Origin of the sequence: Paenarthrobacter sp. (genome assembly GCF_031180005.1) — a bacterium.
Classification (GTDB): Bacteria; Actinomycetota; Actinomycetes; order Actinomycetales; family Micrococcaceae; genus Arthrobacter.
This window is the reverse complement of sequence record NZ_JAPSHI010000001.1, coordinates 28,325-45,189: the sequence shown is the minus strand read 5'-3', so window position 1 is coordinate 45,189 and position 16,865 is coordinate 28,325. Positions and strand designations below refer to the sequence as shown.

Here is a 16,865-nt window from a genome sequence, read left to right as displayed (position 1 = left end):
CAAGAGGCTACGGACGTCCGCTGACGCCGGCGCCTTCCAACTGACTCACAACGTCGGCATCGGACAACTGCTCGAAGTGCTCGTAGAAGGCTCCCACGGCGCGGAATTTGCCGGGTGTGTGCAGGGCCATCACCACGTCGCACACCCGCGCCAAGGACGTCGAGGCCTCCAACGAGGCTACCGGGACGGCTGCCACCACGGTCCGGGCGCCAGCCGCGCGGACCGCCTCCACGGCTGCCCGCATGGTGGCTCCTGTAGCCAGACCGTCGTCGGCCAGCACCACGGTCTTTCCCCGGAGGTCGTGGCTGATACCGGGGTAGCGGTTGGCGCGACGGATAAGTTCGGCGCGTTCCTGCGTTTCCACGGTATCCAAAGCGGACTGGGAAATGCCGTGGGCGAGGACGAGCTCCTTCAAGGGCCTGTTGACGATCCGAAGGACGTCCCCCTGGGACCACGCCAATGCCCCGAAAGCGGTCTCGTCACGCCCCGGAATGCCCAGCTTGCGGACCAGCACAGCGCCAAACGGCAGGTACAGTTCTGCAGCTGCGGCTGCGGCTACGGGGACTCCGCCGCGGGCCAGGCCCAGAACGATGGTATCCGGCCGTTCCCGCAGCTGGGGGAGTCCTTCAGCCAGGCGTCGACCGGCTTCCGCACGGTCCTTAAAACGCATGCCCATCTGCTCCACTTCCACGTAATTCGTTGCACTCCCAAGCCTACCGTCCAGACCCTTGCCTGGTGGCGCCCCCGCTGAAAGCATGGCCTTGTGAACAAGCCCATCGGATATTGGATCAAGAGGCTGGACGCCGCGTTGGAAGTCCAGCTGGACGCCACCTTGGCCAGGATCAGGCTCACCCAGCGGCAATGGCATACCTTGGGCACTCTTTCGGAAGGGGCCATGCTGCCGGATCAGCTGGAGGACATCCTGCAGCCGCTGTGGGGCGGCGATGTCCGGCTGCGCGAGCGGGAACTTGCCGCCTTGGTGGGGCGGGGAATGATCACCATGATCGATGACAGGCTGGCACTGAGCGAACGGGGTCGGGAAAAATACCATGAGGCCCAACGGCTGGTTGAAGATGCACGTCAGGACTTGTCCATGGGCATAGGCATTGACGAGTACGCGATGGCCCTCAGCGTGCTCGAACGTATGAGCCTGAACGCGGAACGGCTGACCCGCTGACGGCTACACTCCGAGGAATTCGACGGCGGCTTCCTTGAACGCCCGGCTGGTGATCACATTGGTATGGGTGCGTCCCGGGACTACCAGAGTCTCCACCATGCCTCCACGTTTGCCCGCAATCGAGGCCAGCTCGGGCATGGTGGCCGCCCGTTCGTCCTTCTTCCCGGCTACGAGCAACAGAGGCATGTGCGGGGCGGCCTCCGCGGGATCAAAGGGCTCACCCTTGATGGCCTCGATCAGCGACAACATGGCAAACAAGTTGTTGCTTGGAAGCATCTGGGCCATCTTCAGGAGCCCGGCGGTGGACGCGTCTTCAATGGGCGTGCCGTCTGCCAGGTGCCGCTGGGCAGCAACGAGGTCGAAAGCTGCCAACGGATCTGCCGAGCTCGGCCCGCCCAGGACGATGCGGTGAACCAAGTCCGCCTGGGTGGCGCCAAATTCCCACGCCAGCCGCGAACCGAGCGAGTAGCCAATGACGTCGAGTCCCGTGGACGGGTCGCCGTCGCGCAAGGGCCGGGCGCCGGCGTCGGTCACTATTTGGAGAAGGTCAGCGCGGATGCGGCTGGGCGTGTACGAATCCAGGTCCTCGGGGGAATGGCTCCGGCCATGACCTGGCAGGTCAACGGTGATGACCCGGCGGCCGGCATCCTGAAGCGTGGTGATCCACCCGCTGTCCACCCAGTTCAGTTTCGTGGAGGAAGAGAAGCCGTGGATCAGCAGGACAGGGCGCAGGCCGGCGTCGGTGGCCGGCTCATGAACTTCCACGAACAGCCCGGGGTCCGTTCCCTCTACCGTGTGCCTGTGCTGTTCCATGGTGTGCCTGCCGGTCATCATGTCAGTCCTCATCGAGTACGGCGCTCAGGCGGACCCGGCGCTTGGGTGCTTCGTCCTTGGGAACAGTGCCCACGATCCCGGCGGTGTCATCCGGAACCTCGAACACAATCAGCGGCTCGCCTACGTTGATCGTGTCACCGGGCGCCCCGTGAATACGCACCACTTTACCCGCCTGTGGGCTCGGCAATTCGAGGGCCGATTTTGTGGTTTCCAGCTCTACGATCGGTTGGTTGCGTTCCACCTGCTGACCGGGCTCCACCAGCCAGTCCAGCACGGTTGCCTCAATGAGGCCCTCACCGAGGTCGGGGAGCGGGAAGGAAATTTCAGCCACGGCGGTACTCCAGTACGCGTTGGATCCCAAAGAGGATGCGGTCGATGTTGGGGATGTATTCGTCCTCCAGGTCTCCGGAGGGGTAGGGCACGTCGAAGCCGGTCACTCGTTCAACCGGCGCCTTGAGCGTTGCGAAGCAGCTCTGGGTGATGAGTTGGGCCACCTCGGCGCCCAAGCCCGACGTCAGCGGCGCTTCGTGGACGACGACGGCGCGGCGCGTCTTCCCGACGGACTTCGCCAGGGCTTCTGCGTCAATGGGTTTTAGCCAGCGGAGGTCCAGGACTTCGACGTCGATGCCGTCCTCGGCCGCCAACTCAGCAACCTGCAGGCAGCGGGAGACCATGGCGCCCCAGGCAACGAGCGTGAGGTGACGGCCTTCCCTGGCCACGCGGGAGCCGGTGAGGCTGCCGCCGCTGGATGTGTCGCCGTCGTGTGTTGCCTCACCGGGAACAGCCGTGGTGACATCCACCGGACCCTTTTGCCAGTAGCGTGACTTGGGCTCCATGAAGATCACCGGGTCCAGCCGGGTGGCAGCGTACTTCAGCAGATGGTAGGCGTCGTGCGGGTTGGAGGGGGAGACCACCTTGAGCCCGGGGACGTGCGCGAAGAGCGCCTCCAGGGACTCGCCGTGGTGTTCGGGCGCGCGGATGCCGCCGAAGCTGGGCACGCGCAACGTGATGGGCATGGGCAGGGTGCCGCGGCTGCGGTAGTTCATCCGCGCGATTTGGCAGACGATCTGGTTGATGGCCGGGTAGGCGAAACCATCGAACTGCACTTCCGGGATGGGGTGGAAGCCCGCCATGGCCAGGCCCACAGACATGCCCAGGATGCCGGACTCGGCAAGCGGGGTGTCGAAGACGCGTGCCTCTCCGTGTTTCGCTTGGAGGCCGTCGGTGATGCGGAAGACGCCGCCCAGCCTTCCGCAGTCCTCGCCAAAAATGACGGTCTTGGGGTTCTCAGCCAGGATCTCGTCGAGTGCGCGGTTGAGTGCTTGCTGCATGGACAGCTGTTCAACGCCTGCTGCAGGGGTGTCCATGCTGTTGGCCGTGATTCGCAGATCGGTGATGGTCTCAGGCATGTTCGGACTCCTCGCGCCACGTGGTGGCTTGGGCTTGAAGGGCTGGCGTTGGTTCCTGGAAGACCAGGCTGAACATTTCGGCACCGGGCCTTGGACCCAGGTCCGCTATGCCTGCCCGGACGGCTTCTTCCTCTTCTTCGGCCAAGCGTTGCGCCTCCGCGAAGAAGGCCTCGTCGGCCACTCCTTCGGTGAGGAGTTGCTGCTTGAACTGCTCCAGCGGATCCTCCCCGGCGTCGAGGCGTTCCTCCTCCAGCGTGCGATAACGGCCGGGATCGTCCGCGGTGGAGTGCGGACCGCGGCGGTAGGTCATGGCCTCGATGACCACGGGTCCGTTGCCCGCCCGGCAGTGCGCGAAAGCGGAACGAGTGGCTTCGTAGACTGCCACCACGTCGTTGCCGTCCACTTGCAAGGACGGGATTCCGTAGCCTGCGGCGCGAGCTGCGACGGAGCCGCCGGCAACCTGGCGTTCCGTGGGTACGGAAATGGCCCAGCCGTTGTTCTGGATGAAGAAGACCACAGGGGCCTTCATGACTGCGGCGAAGTTCATGGCTTCGTGGACATCGCCCTGGGAGGAGGCGCCGTCGCCGAAGTACGTCATGGCTACGCCCGTTTCACCCGTAGCGTGGCCTTCCAGGGTCTGGCCGTGGGCCCAGCCAACAGCGTGCAACACTGACCCCGCCACCACGGCCTGGATGGGTGCGAACCGGGACTCCAACGGGTTGTACATGCCGCCGTGCCACGTGGCCTTGTGCGTGGACATGTAGCCCACCATGTCCAGGCCCATTGCCCGGGCAACGCCCATCTCGCGGTAGGTGGGGAATACGAAGTCCCTGGTCCGGTCAACGGCGTAGCCGCTGCCCACCTGCGCGGCCTCCTGGCCGAGTTCCGGCGCGTAGCCCGGGATGATCCCTTGGCGCTGCCAGGCCACGGCTGAGGAGTCAAGGTGCCGGACGGCTGCCATCAGGGTGTACAGCTCACGTAGTTGCTGGTGGGTGAGCGTGGCCGCGTCATCATCGACGGCGGCCAGCACAGGATTTGTCGTCATGGCTGTGACCCTAGTCACCCGATGCGGGTGTGCGCAATCAGCTCAGTTCAAACGACACATTTTGTACAATTTGGACACACAAAGAAGCCCCGCACAGTACAAACTGCGCAGGGCTTCTGTGCGGCGATAAGCAGTTGGTTACTCGGCGTATGTGGAGTGTTTGGCAGCCTTGGACTTAGCGTTGATGAAGCAACCGGCGGCTATGACCAGGATCAGGATGAACGTTCCGATCAGCTGTCCGGCACTTTCCGGGTTGGCCAAGCCGACCACCAGGATAAGGCCCAGCAGGACGAGGCCGACGATCGTGAGGAAGGGGAATCCCTTCATGCGCAGTGGCAGCTCCGTGCCGTCGCGATCCGCCCTGCGGCGCAGGATGAACTGCGAAACCAGTGCGGTACCCCAGACCACCAGGCAGGTGGAGCCCACGAGGTTCAGCAACGCCGGCAGGATCTTCTCCGGAAACAGCAATTCAAGGACCGTGGCGACAAAGCCGAAGGCAACCGAAATTCCGACGGCGGCAACCGGAACCTTTGAGACGCTGAGGCGGGACAGGAAGCGGGGAGCTTCCCCGCGCTCCGAGAGGGAGAAAATCATGCGTGAGGCGCCGTAGAGGTTGGCGTTGAGGGCGGACAGCAGGGCGACGACCGCGACCAGGGTGATGGCTGCGCCTGCGCCGGGGATTCCCGCGAGGTCCAGCACGCCGGCGAACGGGGACTTCAGTCCCTCCGAGCCCACGGGAAGAACCGCTGCGATGACAAACACGGAGCCGATGTAGAAGACCAGGATGCGCCAGACCACCGTGCGGATGGCCTTGCCCACGCTGTGGGCGGGGTTTTCGGTTTCGGCAGCGGCAACGCTGACGATCTCGGTTCCACCGAACGCGAAGATCACTACGAACAAGGCGGCGGCGATGCCACCGATGCCGTTGGGGGCAAAGTCGCCGAAAGCGGAGAATCCGGGGGAGGGGACGTTTGGCAGCCAACCGAACAGCAGGGCTGCGCCGATCAGCAGGAAGATGACAATGGCGGCCACCTTGAGGATGGCGAACCAGAATTCGAACTCACCGAAGTTGCGGACGCCTACCAGGTTGATACCCGTGAAGACCACCATGAAGACCAGCGCAAGGACCCAAACGGGGATGACAGGCCAGATGGAGAACAGCAGTCCGGCCGCTCCGATGGCTTCGGCGGCAATGACCACCACCAGCTGAAGCCACCACAGCCAGCCGATGGTTCCGCCGGCGGTCTTGCCCATGGCTTTCTCTGCGTACACGGAGAACGCGCCGCTGTTCGGGTTGGCGGCTGCCATCTCGCCGAGGGCCCACATGACCAGGATGATCAGCGTTCCGGCGACGAGGTAGGAAACAAGCACTGCCGGACCGGCGGCCTGGACCCCCGCTCCTGAGCCGAGGAAGAGACCTGCGCCGATTGCACTTCCGAGTCCCATCATGGTGAGCTGGCGAGGTTTGAGTGAATGTCCGAGGCCGGTTGTTGGGGCGGGAGCCGCGATGGACTTCGTTGTCATACGTGTCTACCTTCTATGGATTACATGCTGGTTTGGCGTGCTGGCCTCTTGGGCTTGGCACGCAGGCGTCGACGACGCAGCAAGAGCCGTGGAATAATTCTCGCAGTTTGTAAGATACATCACTTTTTGCTGTAGCGATGTGATGGGTACGGATCCCCGGGGACAGGAACTTTGATGCTGGTCGATGCGCTTGATGCAAAAATTGTACGTTTCTTCACTGATTCACCGCGATCCTCAGTGCTGGAGGCCTCCCGTGTGCTCAGGGTTGCCAGGGCGACGGTGCAGTCCCGGATTGACCGAATGATTGAGAGTGGGGTCATTGGCTCCTGGGTTCCGCAGCCGGACCCGGCCAATTTCGGATTTCCGGTGGTGGCCTTTTGCTCGGTGACCATCACGCAGGAGATTGGCCACGACGCCATCATTGAAAGCCTGAGTGCCATCCCGGAAATTATTGAGGTCCACACGGTCACGGGAAACTCCGACCTCATGGTCAGGATCGCGGCTCGGTCCAACCCGGATATGCAGCGCGTGCTCGATGCCATGATCGCCACCAAGTCTGTAGTCCGGTGCTCGTCGGTCATTGTCCTGAACAGCCATATTCAAGGGCGTACCTTGCCGCTGCTGGAGGCGGCCGTGAAGCAGGTGTGACACAAAGCATTTTGCTAACTACTTGTTGAGCCGTACCATTAGTTCTAGTCAAGGTGACTTTAACTAATACTCCCGCTCTACGAGGAGCGTTCGGGACGGCGATGAAGCGAGGTGAACGCCGTGAATACCAGCTCAGCAAACGTCGCCGAGCGGCGTCTCGCGCCGCCGTCGTTGGCTATTTCAACGGTGATCTTCGCACTCCGCCCCAGCGAAAAATCCGGGCGTCCCACGCTGTGGCTACCACTGGTCCGCCGCATCCGCGAGCCTTACAAAGACATGTGGGCGCTCCCCGGCGGGCCATTGGCCCACGACGAATCGCTGCAGGACGCAGCGTCGCGGAACCTTCGGGAGACCACGGGACTCACTCCGCACTACCTTGAACAGCTCTACGCTTTCGGCGGCCTCCACAGGTCACCCACCCAGCGGGTCGTGTCCATCGTGTACTGGGCTTTGGTCCAACCCACCGAGGCCGCCCTCGCTGACGAATCCGAGAATGTGCGCTGGTTCCGGGCAGACCGGCTCGGCGAGCTGGCCTTTGACCACAACGCAATCGTGGACTACGCCCTGTGGCGGCTCCGCAACAAGATGGCTTACGGGTCCATCGCGTACCACCTGCTGGGAGAGTTCTTCACGCTCGCCCAAGTCCGCGAAGTCTACGAGGCCGTGCTGGACCGACAGCTCGATCCCGCAAACTTCCGCAGGCACGTCAAGGCAACACCGGAAATCGAAGAAACCGGTGAATACCTCCAAGGCGGAAAACACCGCCCACCACGCCTCTACCGCTTCACCGGCACGCCCGGCCTCGGGCCAGATAACAGGAGTACACCATGAGCAGCGTCAACACTGCCGTCCAGCTGATCACTCGCGAAGAAGCCGAGAAGGGCCTCTCCCGCGCAGGGTCCACGTGCAGCCCGGCCTTGGCCAGGGGCCCATGGGAGTACGACCTTGCCGAGTCCCTCGCTGGTGAGCCCGCGTACGGCCCAGGCGCCTCAAGCGACGACGTTGCGCCCAAGGCCACGCCGCGCCAAGGCCAGCTGCCGGAAGAGTACAAGAAAGCCACCGACGCCGAACTTGACGCCCGCATCCGGGCCGCCAAAGCGACACTCGGGGACCGCGCAGTCATTCTGGGCCACTTCTACCAGCGCGACGAAGTCATCCAATACGCAGACTTCGTCGGCGACTCGTTCCAGCTGGCCAACGCCGCACTGACCAAGCCCGACGCCGAAGCAATCATCTTCTGCGGGGTCCACTTCATGGCCGAAACAGCGGACATCCTCTCAACGCCTGAACAGGCAGTGATCCTGCCGAACCTCGCTGCGGGCTGCTCCATGGCGGACATGGCAGATGAAGACTCTGTGGAGGAATGCTGGGAGCAGCTCGAGGAGATCTTCGGTACCGAGCCGGACGCATCAGGCCGGGTACCCGTTATCCCCGTCACGTACATGAACTCTTCGGCTGCGCTAAAAGCGTTCTGTGGAAGGAATGGCGGGATTGTCTGCACCTCGTCCAACGCCAAAGTGGTCCTGGAATGGGCCTTCGAGCGCGGTCAGCGGGTCCTGTTCTTCCCCGATCAGCACTTGGGCCGCAACACCGCCAAGGCACTGGGCGTCCCGCTTGAACAGATGCCCATGTGGAACCCGCGCAAGGAACTCGGCGGCTACGACGAACAAGCGCTGTTGGACTCCCGCGTCATCCTGTGGCACGGTTTCTGCTCAGTGCACAAGCGCTTCAATGTGGGCCAGATCGAAAAAGCCCGTGTGGACTTCCCGGGCGTCAACGTGATCGTCCACCCTGAGTGCCCCATGGAGGTAGTGGACGCCGCAGACTCCGCCGGTTCCACCGACTTCATCAAGAAGGCCATCGCCGCCGCCACCGAACCCACCACGTTCGCCATCGGTACCGAGATCAACATGGTGAACCGGCTCGCCGCCGAAAACCCGCAGCACACCATCTTCTGCCTCGATCCCGTGATTTGCCCGTGCTCCACCATGTACCGCATCCACCCCGGCTACCTCGCCTGGGTCTTGGAGGAACTCGTGGAAGGACGCATCGTCAACCGCATTACTGTGGACGACTCCGTGCAGGAAAACGCCAAGATTGCGCTGGAGCGCATGCTGGCAGCCAAGCCTGCCTAAGCAAGCCGGCACACCCAACCAGCACACCTAAACAGGCACTTCACACCGGACTAGCCGAATCGAGCCTCACATGACTACAGCGAGCGTTGCTGGAGGGCCTGCCCCCAAGCGGTTGATCGTCGTCGGAAGCGGAATCGCAGGACTGTACTCCGCGCTGCTTGCTGCGGAAGCCGGCGCGGAAGTGGTGCTGCTGACCAAGGGTGCGCTTGCCGACAGCAACACCTACTACGCCCAGGGTGGGATCTCCGCCGTGTTGGACGAGCCGGCCCCCGGTGACACGGTGGCTGCGCACATCGCTGACACCCTCAAAGCCGGGGCAGGCCACTGCAACGAAGAAGCTGTACAGGTGTTGTGTACCGAGGCGCGGTTGGACATCGCGGGGCTGGGACGGTTCGGCGTGCAGTTCGACCTCGACGACGACGGCGACCCCGCCTTGGGTCTCGAAGCTGCCCACTCAGCTCCGCGGATCCTGCACGCCGGCGGCGATGCCACCGGTGCCGGGGTGGCGGCCGCGCTGATCATGACAGTCCTGGATTTCCAAGCCGCAGGCAAGATCCAGGTCATCGGGCACGCCCAAGTCACATCGCTCTCGCTGGGCGGGCCGCAGGGCGGCCGCGTCGTGGGAGCGAATTTCCTCCACGACGGACGCCACCTCGGCGTCCACGGCGACTCCGTCCTGCTCGCCACGGGCGGAGCCGGGCAGCTTTTTGCCCAAACCACCAATCCTGCGGTTGCCACAGCGGATGGTTTGGCGCTCGCATGGCGTGTAGGAGCCGCCGTTGCGGACCTTGAATTCTTCCAGTTCCACCCCACGTGCATGGTGATCCCGGCTGCGGCCAGGGAAGCAGAAGGGAACACAGACCCCCTGCTGATCTCCGAAGCAGTGCGGGGCGAAGGTGCCGTCCTGATCGACGCCAACGGGCACCGGTTCATGCCTGACTATCACCCTGATGCAGAACTAGCGCCCCGGGACGTCGTCTCCCGCAGCATCGCCCTGCATCTGGCAAAACTCGGCGACCCCAACGGCCACGTTTTCCTCGACGCCACCGTGATCGAAGAACAGCGCGGGCAAGGCTTCCTGGCGAAGCGGTTTCCCACCCTCAGCAAACGGACGCGCCAAGCCGGTGTCGACTGGACCCGGCAACTTGTTCCCGTAGCACCCGCAGCCCACTACTGGATGGGCGGCGTGGTCACAGACCTTCACGGCCGGACATCTGTTCCCGGATTGCTGGCAGCCGGCGAGGTTGCCTGTACCGGAGTCCAAGGTGCCAACCGGCTGGCGAGCAACTCCCTGCTGGAAGGTCTCGTTTTCGGGCGGCGGGCTGTTGAGGGGTTCCTCGGGTCGACTAACGGAGTCCCTCTGCGTGCTAACTCGGCCGCGGGCGGCCTCGCTTTTACGCACGCTGCCGGGACCCCGCCAGCCGACCACCAAAACGCCAGCTCTCACGCGACAACGGCGCTGTCGGGACCTCCGGAACTACCGTTTGTTGACAGCGGACGTCGGCTGTCGGGGCCTCCGGCGCCGCTATTGGGTTCGGTCTTGGAAATGGATCCTGTGCCGGGTCCTGTTTCTTGGGAGTTTGAGTCTTTGCCCGGGCCGGGTGTTCGTGAGACGTCCTTTGGGCAGGCGGGGGTGTTTTCGCGGGGGGCTTTGCGGCGGTTGATGACTGCAAAGGCCGGGGTTTTGCGTCATGGCGGCCTGCTTCGAGAGGCTGGTGTCTCTTTGGCTGCTTGGGCGGGTGATGTTATGCCGCTGAATGTGCCGGATTCCCTTGATGTCCGGGAGCATGAGGATTCCAACCTGCTGTTGGCGGCACAGTTGCTCGTCCACGCTGCCCGCGAGCGGCGGGAGTCGCTGGGGGCGCATTACCGCAGTGACGGCGTGAAAGAACCACCCGCCGTCGAGGATTTTGACAAGCGTTACACCATGAGCCGGAAAGCGAGCCTCGTCCATGACTAACCTGACCCTCCCCGCAGCCCCCGTCCGGGACATCCTGGAACGGGCATTCGCGGAGGATGCACCCAGCGGCGACATCACCTCACAACTGCTGATCCCCGCCGACGCCCGGGCGGATGCCGTGCTGAATGCGCGCGTCCCCGGTGTCTTCAGCGGCGGTACGGTTTTCCGCGATGCCATGAAGCTTGTGGACCCGGACACCGAGGTTGAGCTGCTGCTCGCTGATGGAGAAGTGTTCGACGCCGGAACCCACCTCGCGCGGGTCAGTGGCAGGGCCCGCTCAGTGCTGCTTGCCGAAAGGGTGGGCCTGAACCTGGTGCAGCGGATGAGTGCCATCGCCACCAAGACCGCAGAATTCGTAAAGCTCGTGGAAGGGACGCGAGCGCGGATCACTGATACCCGCAAGACCACGCCCGGCCTTCGTGTCCTGGAACGTTACGCCGTGCGCTGCGGTGGGGGAGCGAACCACCGCTACAGCCTTTCCGATGCCGTTCTGGCCAAGGACAACCACCTGGCCGTCATGACCGGAGGCGACTCCAGCAAGCTGACCGAATTGCTGGTTGCCGCCAAAGCCCAGCTGGGCCACACCACCCACTTCGAAGTTGAAGTGGACAGGGCCGAGCAGATTGAGCCGGTGCTGGCGGCCGGCGTGGACACCATCATGCTGGACAACTTCTCCGTCGACGAGCTCCGGGCCGGTGTCAAGCAGGTGGACGGGCGGGCTATCGTGGAAGCGAGCGGCAACGTGAACATCAACACTGTCACCGAAATCGCTTCGACGGGCGTGGACGTCATCTCCATCGGAGGCCTGACGCACAGCGTAAGCGCGCTCGACCTCGGCCTCGACATCGAACTCAAAGCCACACAGAACTGAAGGCGTTTCCGCCATGATCTTCCTTGACGCCGCAGCCACCACTCCGGTCCGCCGCGAGGCTCTCGAAGCCATGTGGCCTTATCTGAGCGGCGAGTTCGGCAACCCCTCCAGCCATCACAGCCTGGGCGAAGCGGCAGCAGCTGCGCTCGCAGGTGCCCGTTCCGCCGTCGCGAAGGTCCTGAACTGCCGTGCCGGCGAGGTGACCTTCACCTCCGGAGGCACGGAAGCGGACAATCTTGCCGTGAAGGGCATTGCGCTGGCCCGTCAGGCGGCCGACCCTTCGCTGAACAGGGTGGTCATCAGCGCAATCGAGCATCCCGCGGTGGAAGAGTCGGCCCGCTACCTGGAACGAGTGCACGGGTTCGCCGTGGATGTGCTTGCGGTCGATGGAGAAGGTCTGGTGTCGATCGACGACCTGCGGGCGGCAATAAGGCCCGAAACGGCGTTGGTGAGCATCATGTACGCGAACAATGAGATCGGAACCATCCAGCCGATCGCTGCCTTGGCGACAGTGTCACGGGAACACGGCGTGCCTTTCCATACTGACGCGGTGCAGGCCGCCGGATGGTTGCCGCTGGACGTCAAAGCGCTTGGCGTCGATGCATTGAGTATTTCCGGACACAAACTTGGTGCGCCCAAGGGATCCGGTGTCCTGTTCACCAGGGGCCGTCTCCGCGTGGAACCACTGATTCACGGTGGGGGCCAGGAGAGGGCAAGGCGCTCGGGCACGGAGAACGTGGCTGGAGCTGTGGCACTGTCCACGGCACTAAGGCTCTCCCACGCCGAGCAACCCGAACAGGCTGCGCGGGTTTCCGCTCTGAGAAATCAGTTCATCGATCAGGTCCTCGCCACCGTTCCGGACGCCTTGCTCACGGGCCACCGAAGCCATCGGCTGCCTTCAGTAGCCTCTTTCTGCTTCCCGGGCACCAGCGGCGAGTCGGTGCTGCTTGAGCTCGAGCGGCTTGGGGTGGTGTGTTCCAGTGGCTCAGCCTGCGCGGCAGGATCGGACGCGCCCTCGCCGGTGCTGGTTTCCCTCGGCATCACCCCTGAAACGGCACAGACTGCGGTGCGTTTCAGCTTCACGTCAACTGTCACTGACGCCGAACTGGAACAGGCAGCCGTTGCCGTGGAAACCGCCGTCGGACGTGTCCGGAATCTGGCGGCTCCGCAGCCAGGCTAAAACCGGCAGCCGGGCCGGCTATACGTGCCGGGCCCGCCGGAAAATCCAGTGCCGCAACAGGGTAAACCGAACGGCCGTGGCCACGAAACCGGACAATGTAGTGGTCCAGAGCTCCTCCGTGACGGTGGCTTCCGGGCGGAGCAAGTGCAGGACGCCCAGGCTCCCGCCGGTAATGATCAGCGCAATGCAGATCACGATCACTCCACTCAGGTGGTCCTGTGTCCGCTTCTTACGGCCCGTGATCTTGAACGTCAGCCGTCGATTCAGGGCCGTGTTCATCAGCGACGTCAGGATCAGTGCCACAGCGTTGGCCAGTTGGGGATCAATCCACGGACGCAGCAAGGCATAGATGGCCAGGGAACTCCCCGTGCATACGACACCAACGCCGGTGAAGCGGACCAATTGCCGGACTACCGGGTACTTCAAGACGACGCGATGCCGCTTGCGTGGTGGCTTGTCCGGGGGAGAAGGGCGTAGCTCAGTGGCCTCCGCAGCTATCTCCATGGAGTCAAGCCTGACACACTATGCAGGCAGGTCCTCCCAGGAAGCGCCGGTGACGGGGTTGTAAAGCTCGCCGATTCCTTCCACCCTGCACACCACGGTGTCGCCGGGCTGGATTCGCGCGCACTCTGCCGGGAATCCTGTGAGCACGAGGTCGCCGGGTTGGAGGGTCATGAACGAGGTCAGATAGACCATGATCTCGTCCACTTTCCAGCCGAGATCAGCTGAACCGGCGGTCCTGAGGGCGTGGCCGTTGTGGACAATGCCGATTTCCAGGTTCAAGTCATCCAGGTCAGTGACAATCCAGGGGCCGACGGGCGTGAACGTGTCCTGGCTTTTGGCGCTGATCCAGAGTTCGTCGGTCTTTTGGAGGTCTCGGGCGGAGACATCATTACCGATGGTGTATCCAAGGATGGCCGACCTCGCCGTTTCCAGGGTCAAACCTCGCCCGGCACGCCCGACGACGACGGTCAGTTCAGCTTCCGGGTCCACGTAACCCACGGTGGAGCTGAGTTGGATTGCTTCGCCGGGCCCGATCACGCTGGATGCTGCTTTGTGGAAGGCCTGGGGAGGTAGATCACGGCCAGGTTGACCGGTGTTGTGGGCCATGCCGAAGACGTTGACAGGTACCGACGGGGCCAGGAATGTGAACGCATCTTGGCTGACCACATCGCCAAGCTCCCAGCCCTCCCTGGCCGAACTGTTGGCATTCGCCCTCGATTCCGGGAAAGGGGAGTCCACCACGGTCCACAGTGTTCCGGCGACCGAGTCGAAGTCCGGGGAGTCGTTGGCCACGAAGAATTGCTCGTCCGGTGCCTGCGGCGAGGCGGGCCGGACACGTGCGAGGCGGCGGGGAAGCGGCGAAGTCATGATGACATCCTACGTCCTCCCTGAGCTTCGTCCTGCGTTGTGAGGCCCGTTTTACGCCCCGCGACATCCTTGGCGCGCAAAGCGGGCCTCACAACGCGTCAGGTCAGTGGGGCCGAACCGAACGCCACACTAAATCGGTCGCACCACAGGACCACGGACGTCAGCCCGGCTACGTCGGTACCAGCAGGGATGGCGTAGTTGTGGTTGCCGTGCGTGGCTTTGATCGCGCCGAGATCCACGTATCGTCCCGAACGGTATTTGAACCAGTCACCGCCGGCTTCCAGACTGCTCAACCAGACTTTCACATCCGGACCGTCGCTGCTGGCCAGGTTCTCGAGTCGCAGGAGATGGCTCCCATCAGCGAGTTTCACCAGATGGGCTGTGCCAGTGGTCTCATGCTCCTGGGATTGGAAAGTACCCGAGCCGAGAATCAGCGGAGCTGCGGGGACTGGCAGGGTGGGAGCCGGTGTCGCGGGACCGGATGCCGTGGGTGGGGAGCCAACCGCTGAGGATTGGTCGGCGGCGCCGGAGCTCGTGGAAAAGGGTGCAGCGGGCAAAGCCTCGTTAAGGGTGCTGCTGGTGAAGAGGCGCCACGGCTGGAACAGGGCGGCCCCGAGCACCACCGCTGAAAGGATCACCAAAACCGCCACGGACGTCAGGATTCTGTGGGCCCGGACCAGTCTCCGGAATCGGTTCATGCTCCACATTCTGTTCATGCTCCAAGGCTAGGCGTCGCAGGTCCCCTGCGGGTGCTCCATTGCTTACGGTCCGATGACGTGTTGTTCCCGTGCCGCGGAGGAAGAACTCAGGGGCACGGCTTAGAATCCGTTCCATGCGTCTGGCGATCATCGGGTTGGTCCTCCTTGTGGCTGGTGGGATCACCGTGGCCACGGGCATCCTGCCCTGGAAGGAAGTGGCGGTCCTGGCGGACCGGGTGGCACCGATCCTTGGCTTTGTTATTGCCATGACGGTTGTCACAGAACTCGTCAGTGAGGCCGGCGCCTTTCAATGGATAGCCCGCCATCTGCGCGCATGGGGGCGTGGACGCAGCATCTTGCTCTGGTTGCTCTTGGCCTTGTTTGCCACCTTGAGCACTGTCTTCCTGTCGCTGGATACGACGGCGGTGCTCCTCACCCCGGTGGTGGTCACCGTTGCCCGTCAAGCGGGCCTGCCCGTCTTGCCCTTTGCCCTGACCACAGTGTGGCTCGCGAACACGGCCAGCTTGTTGCTTCCCATCTCCAACCTGACCAACCTCTTGGCGCAACACAACCTGGGCGGAATCAGTCCCGCACAGTTCACCCAACTGATGTGGGCGCCGTCGTTGGCCGCCGTTCTGGTCCCTTTGGCTTTCATAGCCCTCGTCTTTCGGCGCGAACTGCGCAAGACCTATACGCGCGATTCCACCCGACCGACCCAGGCACCGTCATCCACAGCGGCCGCTGACAAATCCCTGCTGCTGATCAGTGCCGTGGTCCTGTTGTTGCTATTGCCGGCGCTGGTATCCGGAGTTGCCATCTGGATTCCTGCCACCGCGGCAGCTGTGATCCTGGCGGGCACGTTCGCCGTCCGACGTCCCAGGGTACTCAAGGTGACGCTGATTCCGTGGTCACTGTTGCTGTTCACGTGTGGTCTTTTCCTAGTGGTAGAGGCAGGCCAATACCTTGGAGCGTCAGTGCTTCTTGGCCAAGTGGCGGGGCAGGGGAATGGGTTCCTTGAACTGCTGAGGCTGGCCATGACGGGCGCCCTGGGCTCCAATGTGGTTAACAACCTGCCCGCCTACCTGCTGGCCGAACCACTGGCAGGAAACCCGGAGAGGATGGCCGCCCTCTTGGTGGGAGTCAACGCGGGGCCCTTGATCACGCCGTGGGCATCACTGGCCACTCTGTTGTGGCACGACCGGCTGGTGCGGATGAACGTGCTGGTCAAGTGGAGGGGATACGCGGTCTTCGGACTGATCGTGGCGCCCCTGACAATAGTGGCCGCTGTAGGGGCGCTCGCAGCCTTTGGTCCCGGTGGGCTGTTCGGCTAGCCCAGGTAAAGCTCTCCCACGGGTACTTCTGCCGCCAGGCGGTTGGCCGGTCCGGCCAACGGGCACGCCCAGGCTTCGTTGTAGGCGCATGACGGGTTGTACGCAAAGTTGAAGTCCAGCACGAGCTCCTGTTCAGTACCAGTTCCCCGCGTCCCGTGGAAGGAGCCCTTGACTGTGTCCAGCAGGTATCTTCCCGCTCCGTAGCTTCCACCGTCTTTTCCTGCTGTTGAATCACGGAACGGCACAAAGATGCCGCCGCCATAGCTCCGTAGCCGCCAAGCCGCCAGCGAGCCGAGCCCGGGTAGGTCAAGGGTGCCGATCCTTGTAAAGGGCACCACGCCGTCAGTCCCTGTTTCGACGTTCATCTCCTGGCCGGTTCCTTCGGGCGACAAGGAGGCGTACATCCGGAAGGAGGGATCGTAGTCAGCGGTTCGCAGCCCGGAGAATGAGGTTTTCTTATCTGCAGTGAGTGCTGAGGCAGGGTGCGTCGCGAACATCAAATCCCGTTCCTGCCGCCAAAAAACATGCGCGTCGAACGGGTTGGTGGCCGCGAGCTGACGCACCTTGTCGTAGAGAGCGAACGTCCGTAGGCGCCAGTCGGCAATATCAACCGCTGACATAGTGGGGATGTCGTCCTCGAAATAGTCCTGCTGAACGGGAGCCATACACTCAGCCTAGTCCT

The 16,865-nt window shown here is 63.4% G+C and carries 18 protein-coding genes; 8 read left to right on the top strand and 10 right to left on the bottom strand.

From position 1 onward, the window contains the following. Positions 1–7: 7 nt before the first annotated feature. A complete protein-coding gene (locus tag RIF72_RS00205; protein WP_309072910.1) occupies positions 8–676 on the bottom strand; it encodes a phosphoribosyltransferase family protein in 669 nt (222 codons plus the stop codon). An 87-nt stretch (positions 677–763) separates the two neighbouring features. Here RIF72_RS00205 and RIF72_RS00200 point away from each other — a divergent pair, with 87 nt between their 5' ends. After that, the gene (locus RIF72_RS00200) at positions 764–1,177 is read left to right on the top strand and encodes a MarR family transcriptional regulator (RefSeq protein WP_309072909.1); all 414 of its coding nucleotides are present in this window, start codon (positions 764–766) and stop codon (positions 1,175–1,177) included. Between the two features lie 3 nt (positions 1,178–1,180). On the opposite strand, the gene RIF72_RS00195 is transcribed toward RIF72_RS00200, so the two are convergent. From RIF72_RS00195 to RIF72_RS00175, 5 genes are all read right to left on the bottom strand, one after another. Then, positions 1,181–2,011: an alpha/beta fold hydrolase gene (locus RIF72_RS00195; protein ID WP_309072908.1), complete on the bottom strand. Its 831-nt coding sequence runs from the start codon at positions 2,009–2,011 to the stop codon at positions 1,181–1,183. 1 nt (position 2,012) lies between these two features. Then, positions 2,013–2,342, bottom strand: a complete 330-nt coding sequence (locus RIF72_RS00190) for a biotin/lipoyl-containing protein (RefSeq protein ID WP_017200407.1) — start codon at positions 2,340–2,342, stop codon at positions 2,013–2,015. Beyond that, complete coding sequence (locus tag RIF72_RS00185) at positions 2,335–3,420, bottom strand: alpha-ketoacid dehydrogenase subunit beta (RefSeq protein WP_309072907.1); 1,086 nt, start codon at positions 3,418–3,420, stop codon at positions 2,335–2,337. Before RIF72_RS00185 ends, RIF72_RS00190 begins: the two co-directional genes overlap by 8 nt. Then, a complete protein-coding gene (locus tag RIF72_RS00180; protein ID WP_309072906.1) occupies positions 3,413–4,465 on the bottom strand; it encodes a thiamine pyrophosphate-dependent enzyme in 1,053 nt (350 codons plus the stop codon). The genes RIF72_RS00185 and RIF72_RS00180 overlap by 8 nt, the downstream gene beginning before the upstream one ends. 138 nt (positions 4,466–4,603) lie before the next feature. Next, positions 4,604–5,989: an amino acid permease gene (locus RIF72_RS00175; RefSeq protein ID WP_309072905.1), complete on the bottom strand. Its 1,386-nt coding sequence runs from the start codon at positions 5,987–5,989 to the stop codon at positions 4,604–4,606. Positions 5,990–6,163: 174 nt separating this feature from the next. On the opposite strand from RIF72_RS00175, the gene RIF72_RS00170 reads away from it, so the two are divergent. The 6 genes from RIF72_RS00170 to RIF72_RS00145 all read left to right on the top strand — a co-directional run bounded on the left by RIF72_RS00170 (position 6,164) and on the right by RIF72_RS00145 (position 12,783). Continuing rightward, positions 6,164–6,637 (top strand): Lrp/AsnC ligand binding domain-containing protein, encoded by a 474-nt coding sequence (locus tag RIF72_RS00170; RefSeq protein ID WP_309072904.1) that lies wholly within the window; start codon positions 6,164–6,166, stop codon positions 6,635–6,637. Positions 6,638–6,748: 111 nt separating this feature from the next. After that, positions 6,749–7,468: an NUDIX domain-containing protein gene (locus RIF72_RS00165; protein ID WP_309072903.1), complete on the top strand. Its 720-nt coding sequence runs from the start codon at positions 6,749–6,751 to the stop codon at positions 7,466–7,468. Next, positions 7,465–8,772, top strand: a complete 1,308-nt coding sequence (gene nadA / locus RIF72_RS00160; protein ID WP_309072902.1) for a quinolinate synthase NadA — start codon at positions 7,465–7,467, stop codon at positions 8,770–8,772. Before RIF72_RS00165 ends, nadA begins: the two co-directional genes overlap by 4 nt. A gap of 70 nt (positions 8,773–8,842) precedes the next feature. Continuing rightward, on the top strand, positions 8,843–10,732 hold the full coding sequence (locus tag RIF72_RS00155) for an FAD-binding protein (RefSeq protein WP_309072901.1): 1,890 nt from the start codon (positions 8,843–8,845) through the stop codon (positions 10,730–10,732). Then, the gene (gene nadC, locus RIF72_RS00150) at positions 10,725–11,603 is read left to right on the top strand and encodes a carboxylating nicotinate-nucleotide diphosphorylase (protein ID WP_309072900.1); all 879 of its coding nucleotides are present in this window, start codon (positions 10,725–10,727) and stop codon (positions 11,601–11,603) included. The genes RIF72_RS00155 and nadC overlap by 8 nt, the downstream gene beginning before the upstream one ends. 13 nt (positions 11,604–11,616) lie before the next feature. After that, the gene (locus RIF72_RS00145) at positions 11,617–12,783 is read left to right on the top strand and encodes a cysteine desulfurase family protein (RefSeq protein ID WP_309072899.1); all 1,167 of its coding nucleotides are present in this window, start codon (positions 11,617–11,619) and stop codon (positions 12,781–12,783) included. Positions 12,784–12,801: 18 nt separating this feature from the next. On the opposite strand, the gene RIF72_RS00140 is transcribed toward RIF72_RS00145, so the two are convergent. From RIF72_RS00140 to RIF72_RS00130, 3 genes are all read right to left on the bottom strand, one after another. Next, on the bottom strand, positions 12,802–13,287 hold the full coding sequence (locus RIF72_RS00140; RefSeq protein WP_309072898.1) for a GtrA family protein: 486 nt from the start codon (positions 13,285–13,287) through the stop codon (positions 12,802–12,804). A gap of 18 nt (positions 13,288–13,305) precedes the next feature. Then, positions 13,306–14,154 carry a fumarylacetoacetate hydrolase family protein gene (locus tag RIF72_RS00135; RefSeq protein ID WP_309072897.1) on the bottom strand — a complete coding sequence of 283 codons (849 nt, stop codon included), beginning with the start codon at positions 14,152–14,154 and terminating at the stop codon, positions 13,306–13,308. Between the two features lie 98 nt (positions 14,155–14,252). Next, positions 14,253–14,852, bottom strand: coding sequence for a DM13 domain-containing protein (locus RIF72_RS00130; RefSeq protein WP_309072896.1), 600 nt, complete (start codon positions 14,850–14,852; stop codon positions 14,253–14,255). A 134-nt stretch (positions 14,853–14,986) separates the two neighbouring features. On the opposite strand from RIF72_RS00130, the gene RIF72_RS00125 reads away from it, so the two are divergent. Continuing rightward, positions 14,987–16,183, top strand: coding sequence for an SLC13 family permease (locus RIF72_RS00125; RefSeq protein ID WP_309072895.1), 1,197 nt, complete (start codon positions 14,987–14,989; stop codon positions 16,181–16,183). Here RIF72_RS00125 and RIF72_RS00120 read toward each other — a convergent pair. After that, positions 16,180–16,848, bottom strand: coding sequence for a DUF1684 domain-containing protein (locus RIF72_RS00120; RefSeq protein ID WP_309072894.1), 669 nt, complete (start codon positions 16,846–16,848; stop codon positions 16,180–16,182). The genes RIF72_RS00125 and RIF72_RS00120 overlap by 4 nt on opposite strands. Between the last annotated feature and the right edge of the window lie 17 nt (positions 16,849–16,865).

Bases quoted from the DNA above. Each gene is read 5' to 3' on its own strand.
- RIF72_RS00170 (WP_309072904.1), top strand. From the start codon at position 6,164: ATGCTGGTCGATGCGCTTGATGCAAAAATTGTACGTTTCTTCACTGAT.
- RIF72_RS00180 (WP_309072906.1), bottom strand. From the start codon at position 4,465: ATGACGACAAATCCTGTGCTGGCCGCCGTCGATGATGACGCGGCCACG.
- RIF72_RS00145 (WP_309072899.1), top strand. From the start codon at position 11,617: ATGATCTTCCTTGACGCCGCAGCCACCACTCCGGTCCGCCGCGAGGCT.
- RIF72_RS00135 (WP_309072897.1), bottom strand. From the start codon at position 14,154: ATGACTTCGCCGCTTCCCCGCCGCCTCGCACGTGTCCGGCCCGCCTCG.
- RIF72_RS00185 (WP_309072907.1), bottom strand. From the start codon at position 3,420: ATGCCTGAGACCATCACCGATCTGCGAATCACGGCCAACAGCATGGAC.
- RIF72_RS00205 (WP_309072910.1), bottom strand. From the start codon at position 676: ATGGGCATGCGTTTTAAGGACCGTGCGGAAGCCGGTCGACGCCTGGCT.
- nadA (WP_309072902.1), top strand. From the start codon at position 7,465: ATGAGCAGCGTCAACACTGCCGTCCAGCTGATCACTCGCGAAGAAGCC.
- nadC (WP_309072900.1), top strand. From the start codon at position 10,725: ATGACTAACCTGACCCTCCCCGCAGCCCCCGTCCGGGACATCCTGGAA.
- RIF72_RS00175 (WP_309072905.1), bottom strand. From the start codon at position 5,989: ATGACAACGAAGTCCATCGCGGCTCCCGCCCCAACAACCGGCCTCGGA.
- RIF72_RS00140 (WP_309072898.1), bottom strand. From the start codon at position 13,287: ATGGAGATAGCTGCGGAGGCCACTGAGCTACGCCCTTCTCCCCCGGAC.
- RIF72_RS00125 (WP_309072895.1), top strand. From the start codon at position 14,987: ATGCGTCTGGCGATCATCGGGTTGGTCCTCCTTGTGGCTGGTGGGATC.
- RIF72_RS00130 (WP_309072896.1), bottom strand. From the start codon at position 14,852: ATGAACCGATTCCGGAGACTGGTCCGGGCCCACAGAATCCTGACGTCC.
- RIF72_RS00155 (WP_309072901.1), top strand. From the start codon at position 8,843: ATGACTACAGCGAGCGTTGCTGGAGGGCCTGCCCCCAAGCGGTTGATC.
- RIF72_RS00195 (WP_309072908.1), bottom strand. From the start codon at position 2,011: ATGATGACCGGCAGGCACACCATGGAACAGCACAGGCACACGGTAGAG.
- RIF72_RS00120 (WP_309072894.1), bottom strand. From the start codon at position 16,848: ATGGCTCCCGTTCAGCAGGACTATTTCGAGGACGACATCCCCACTATG.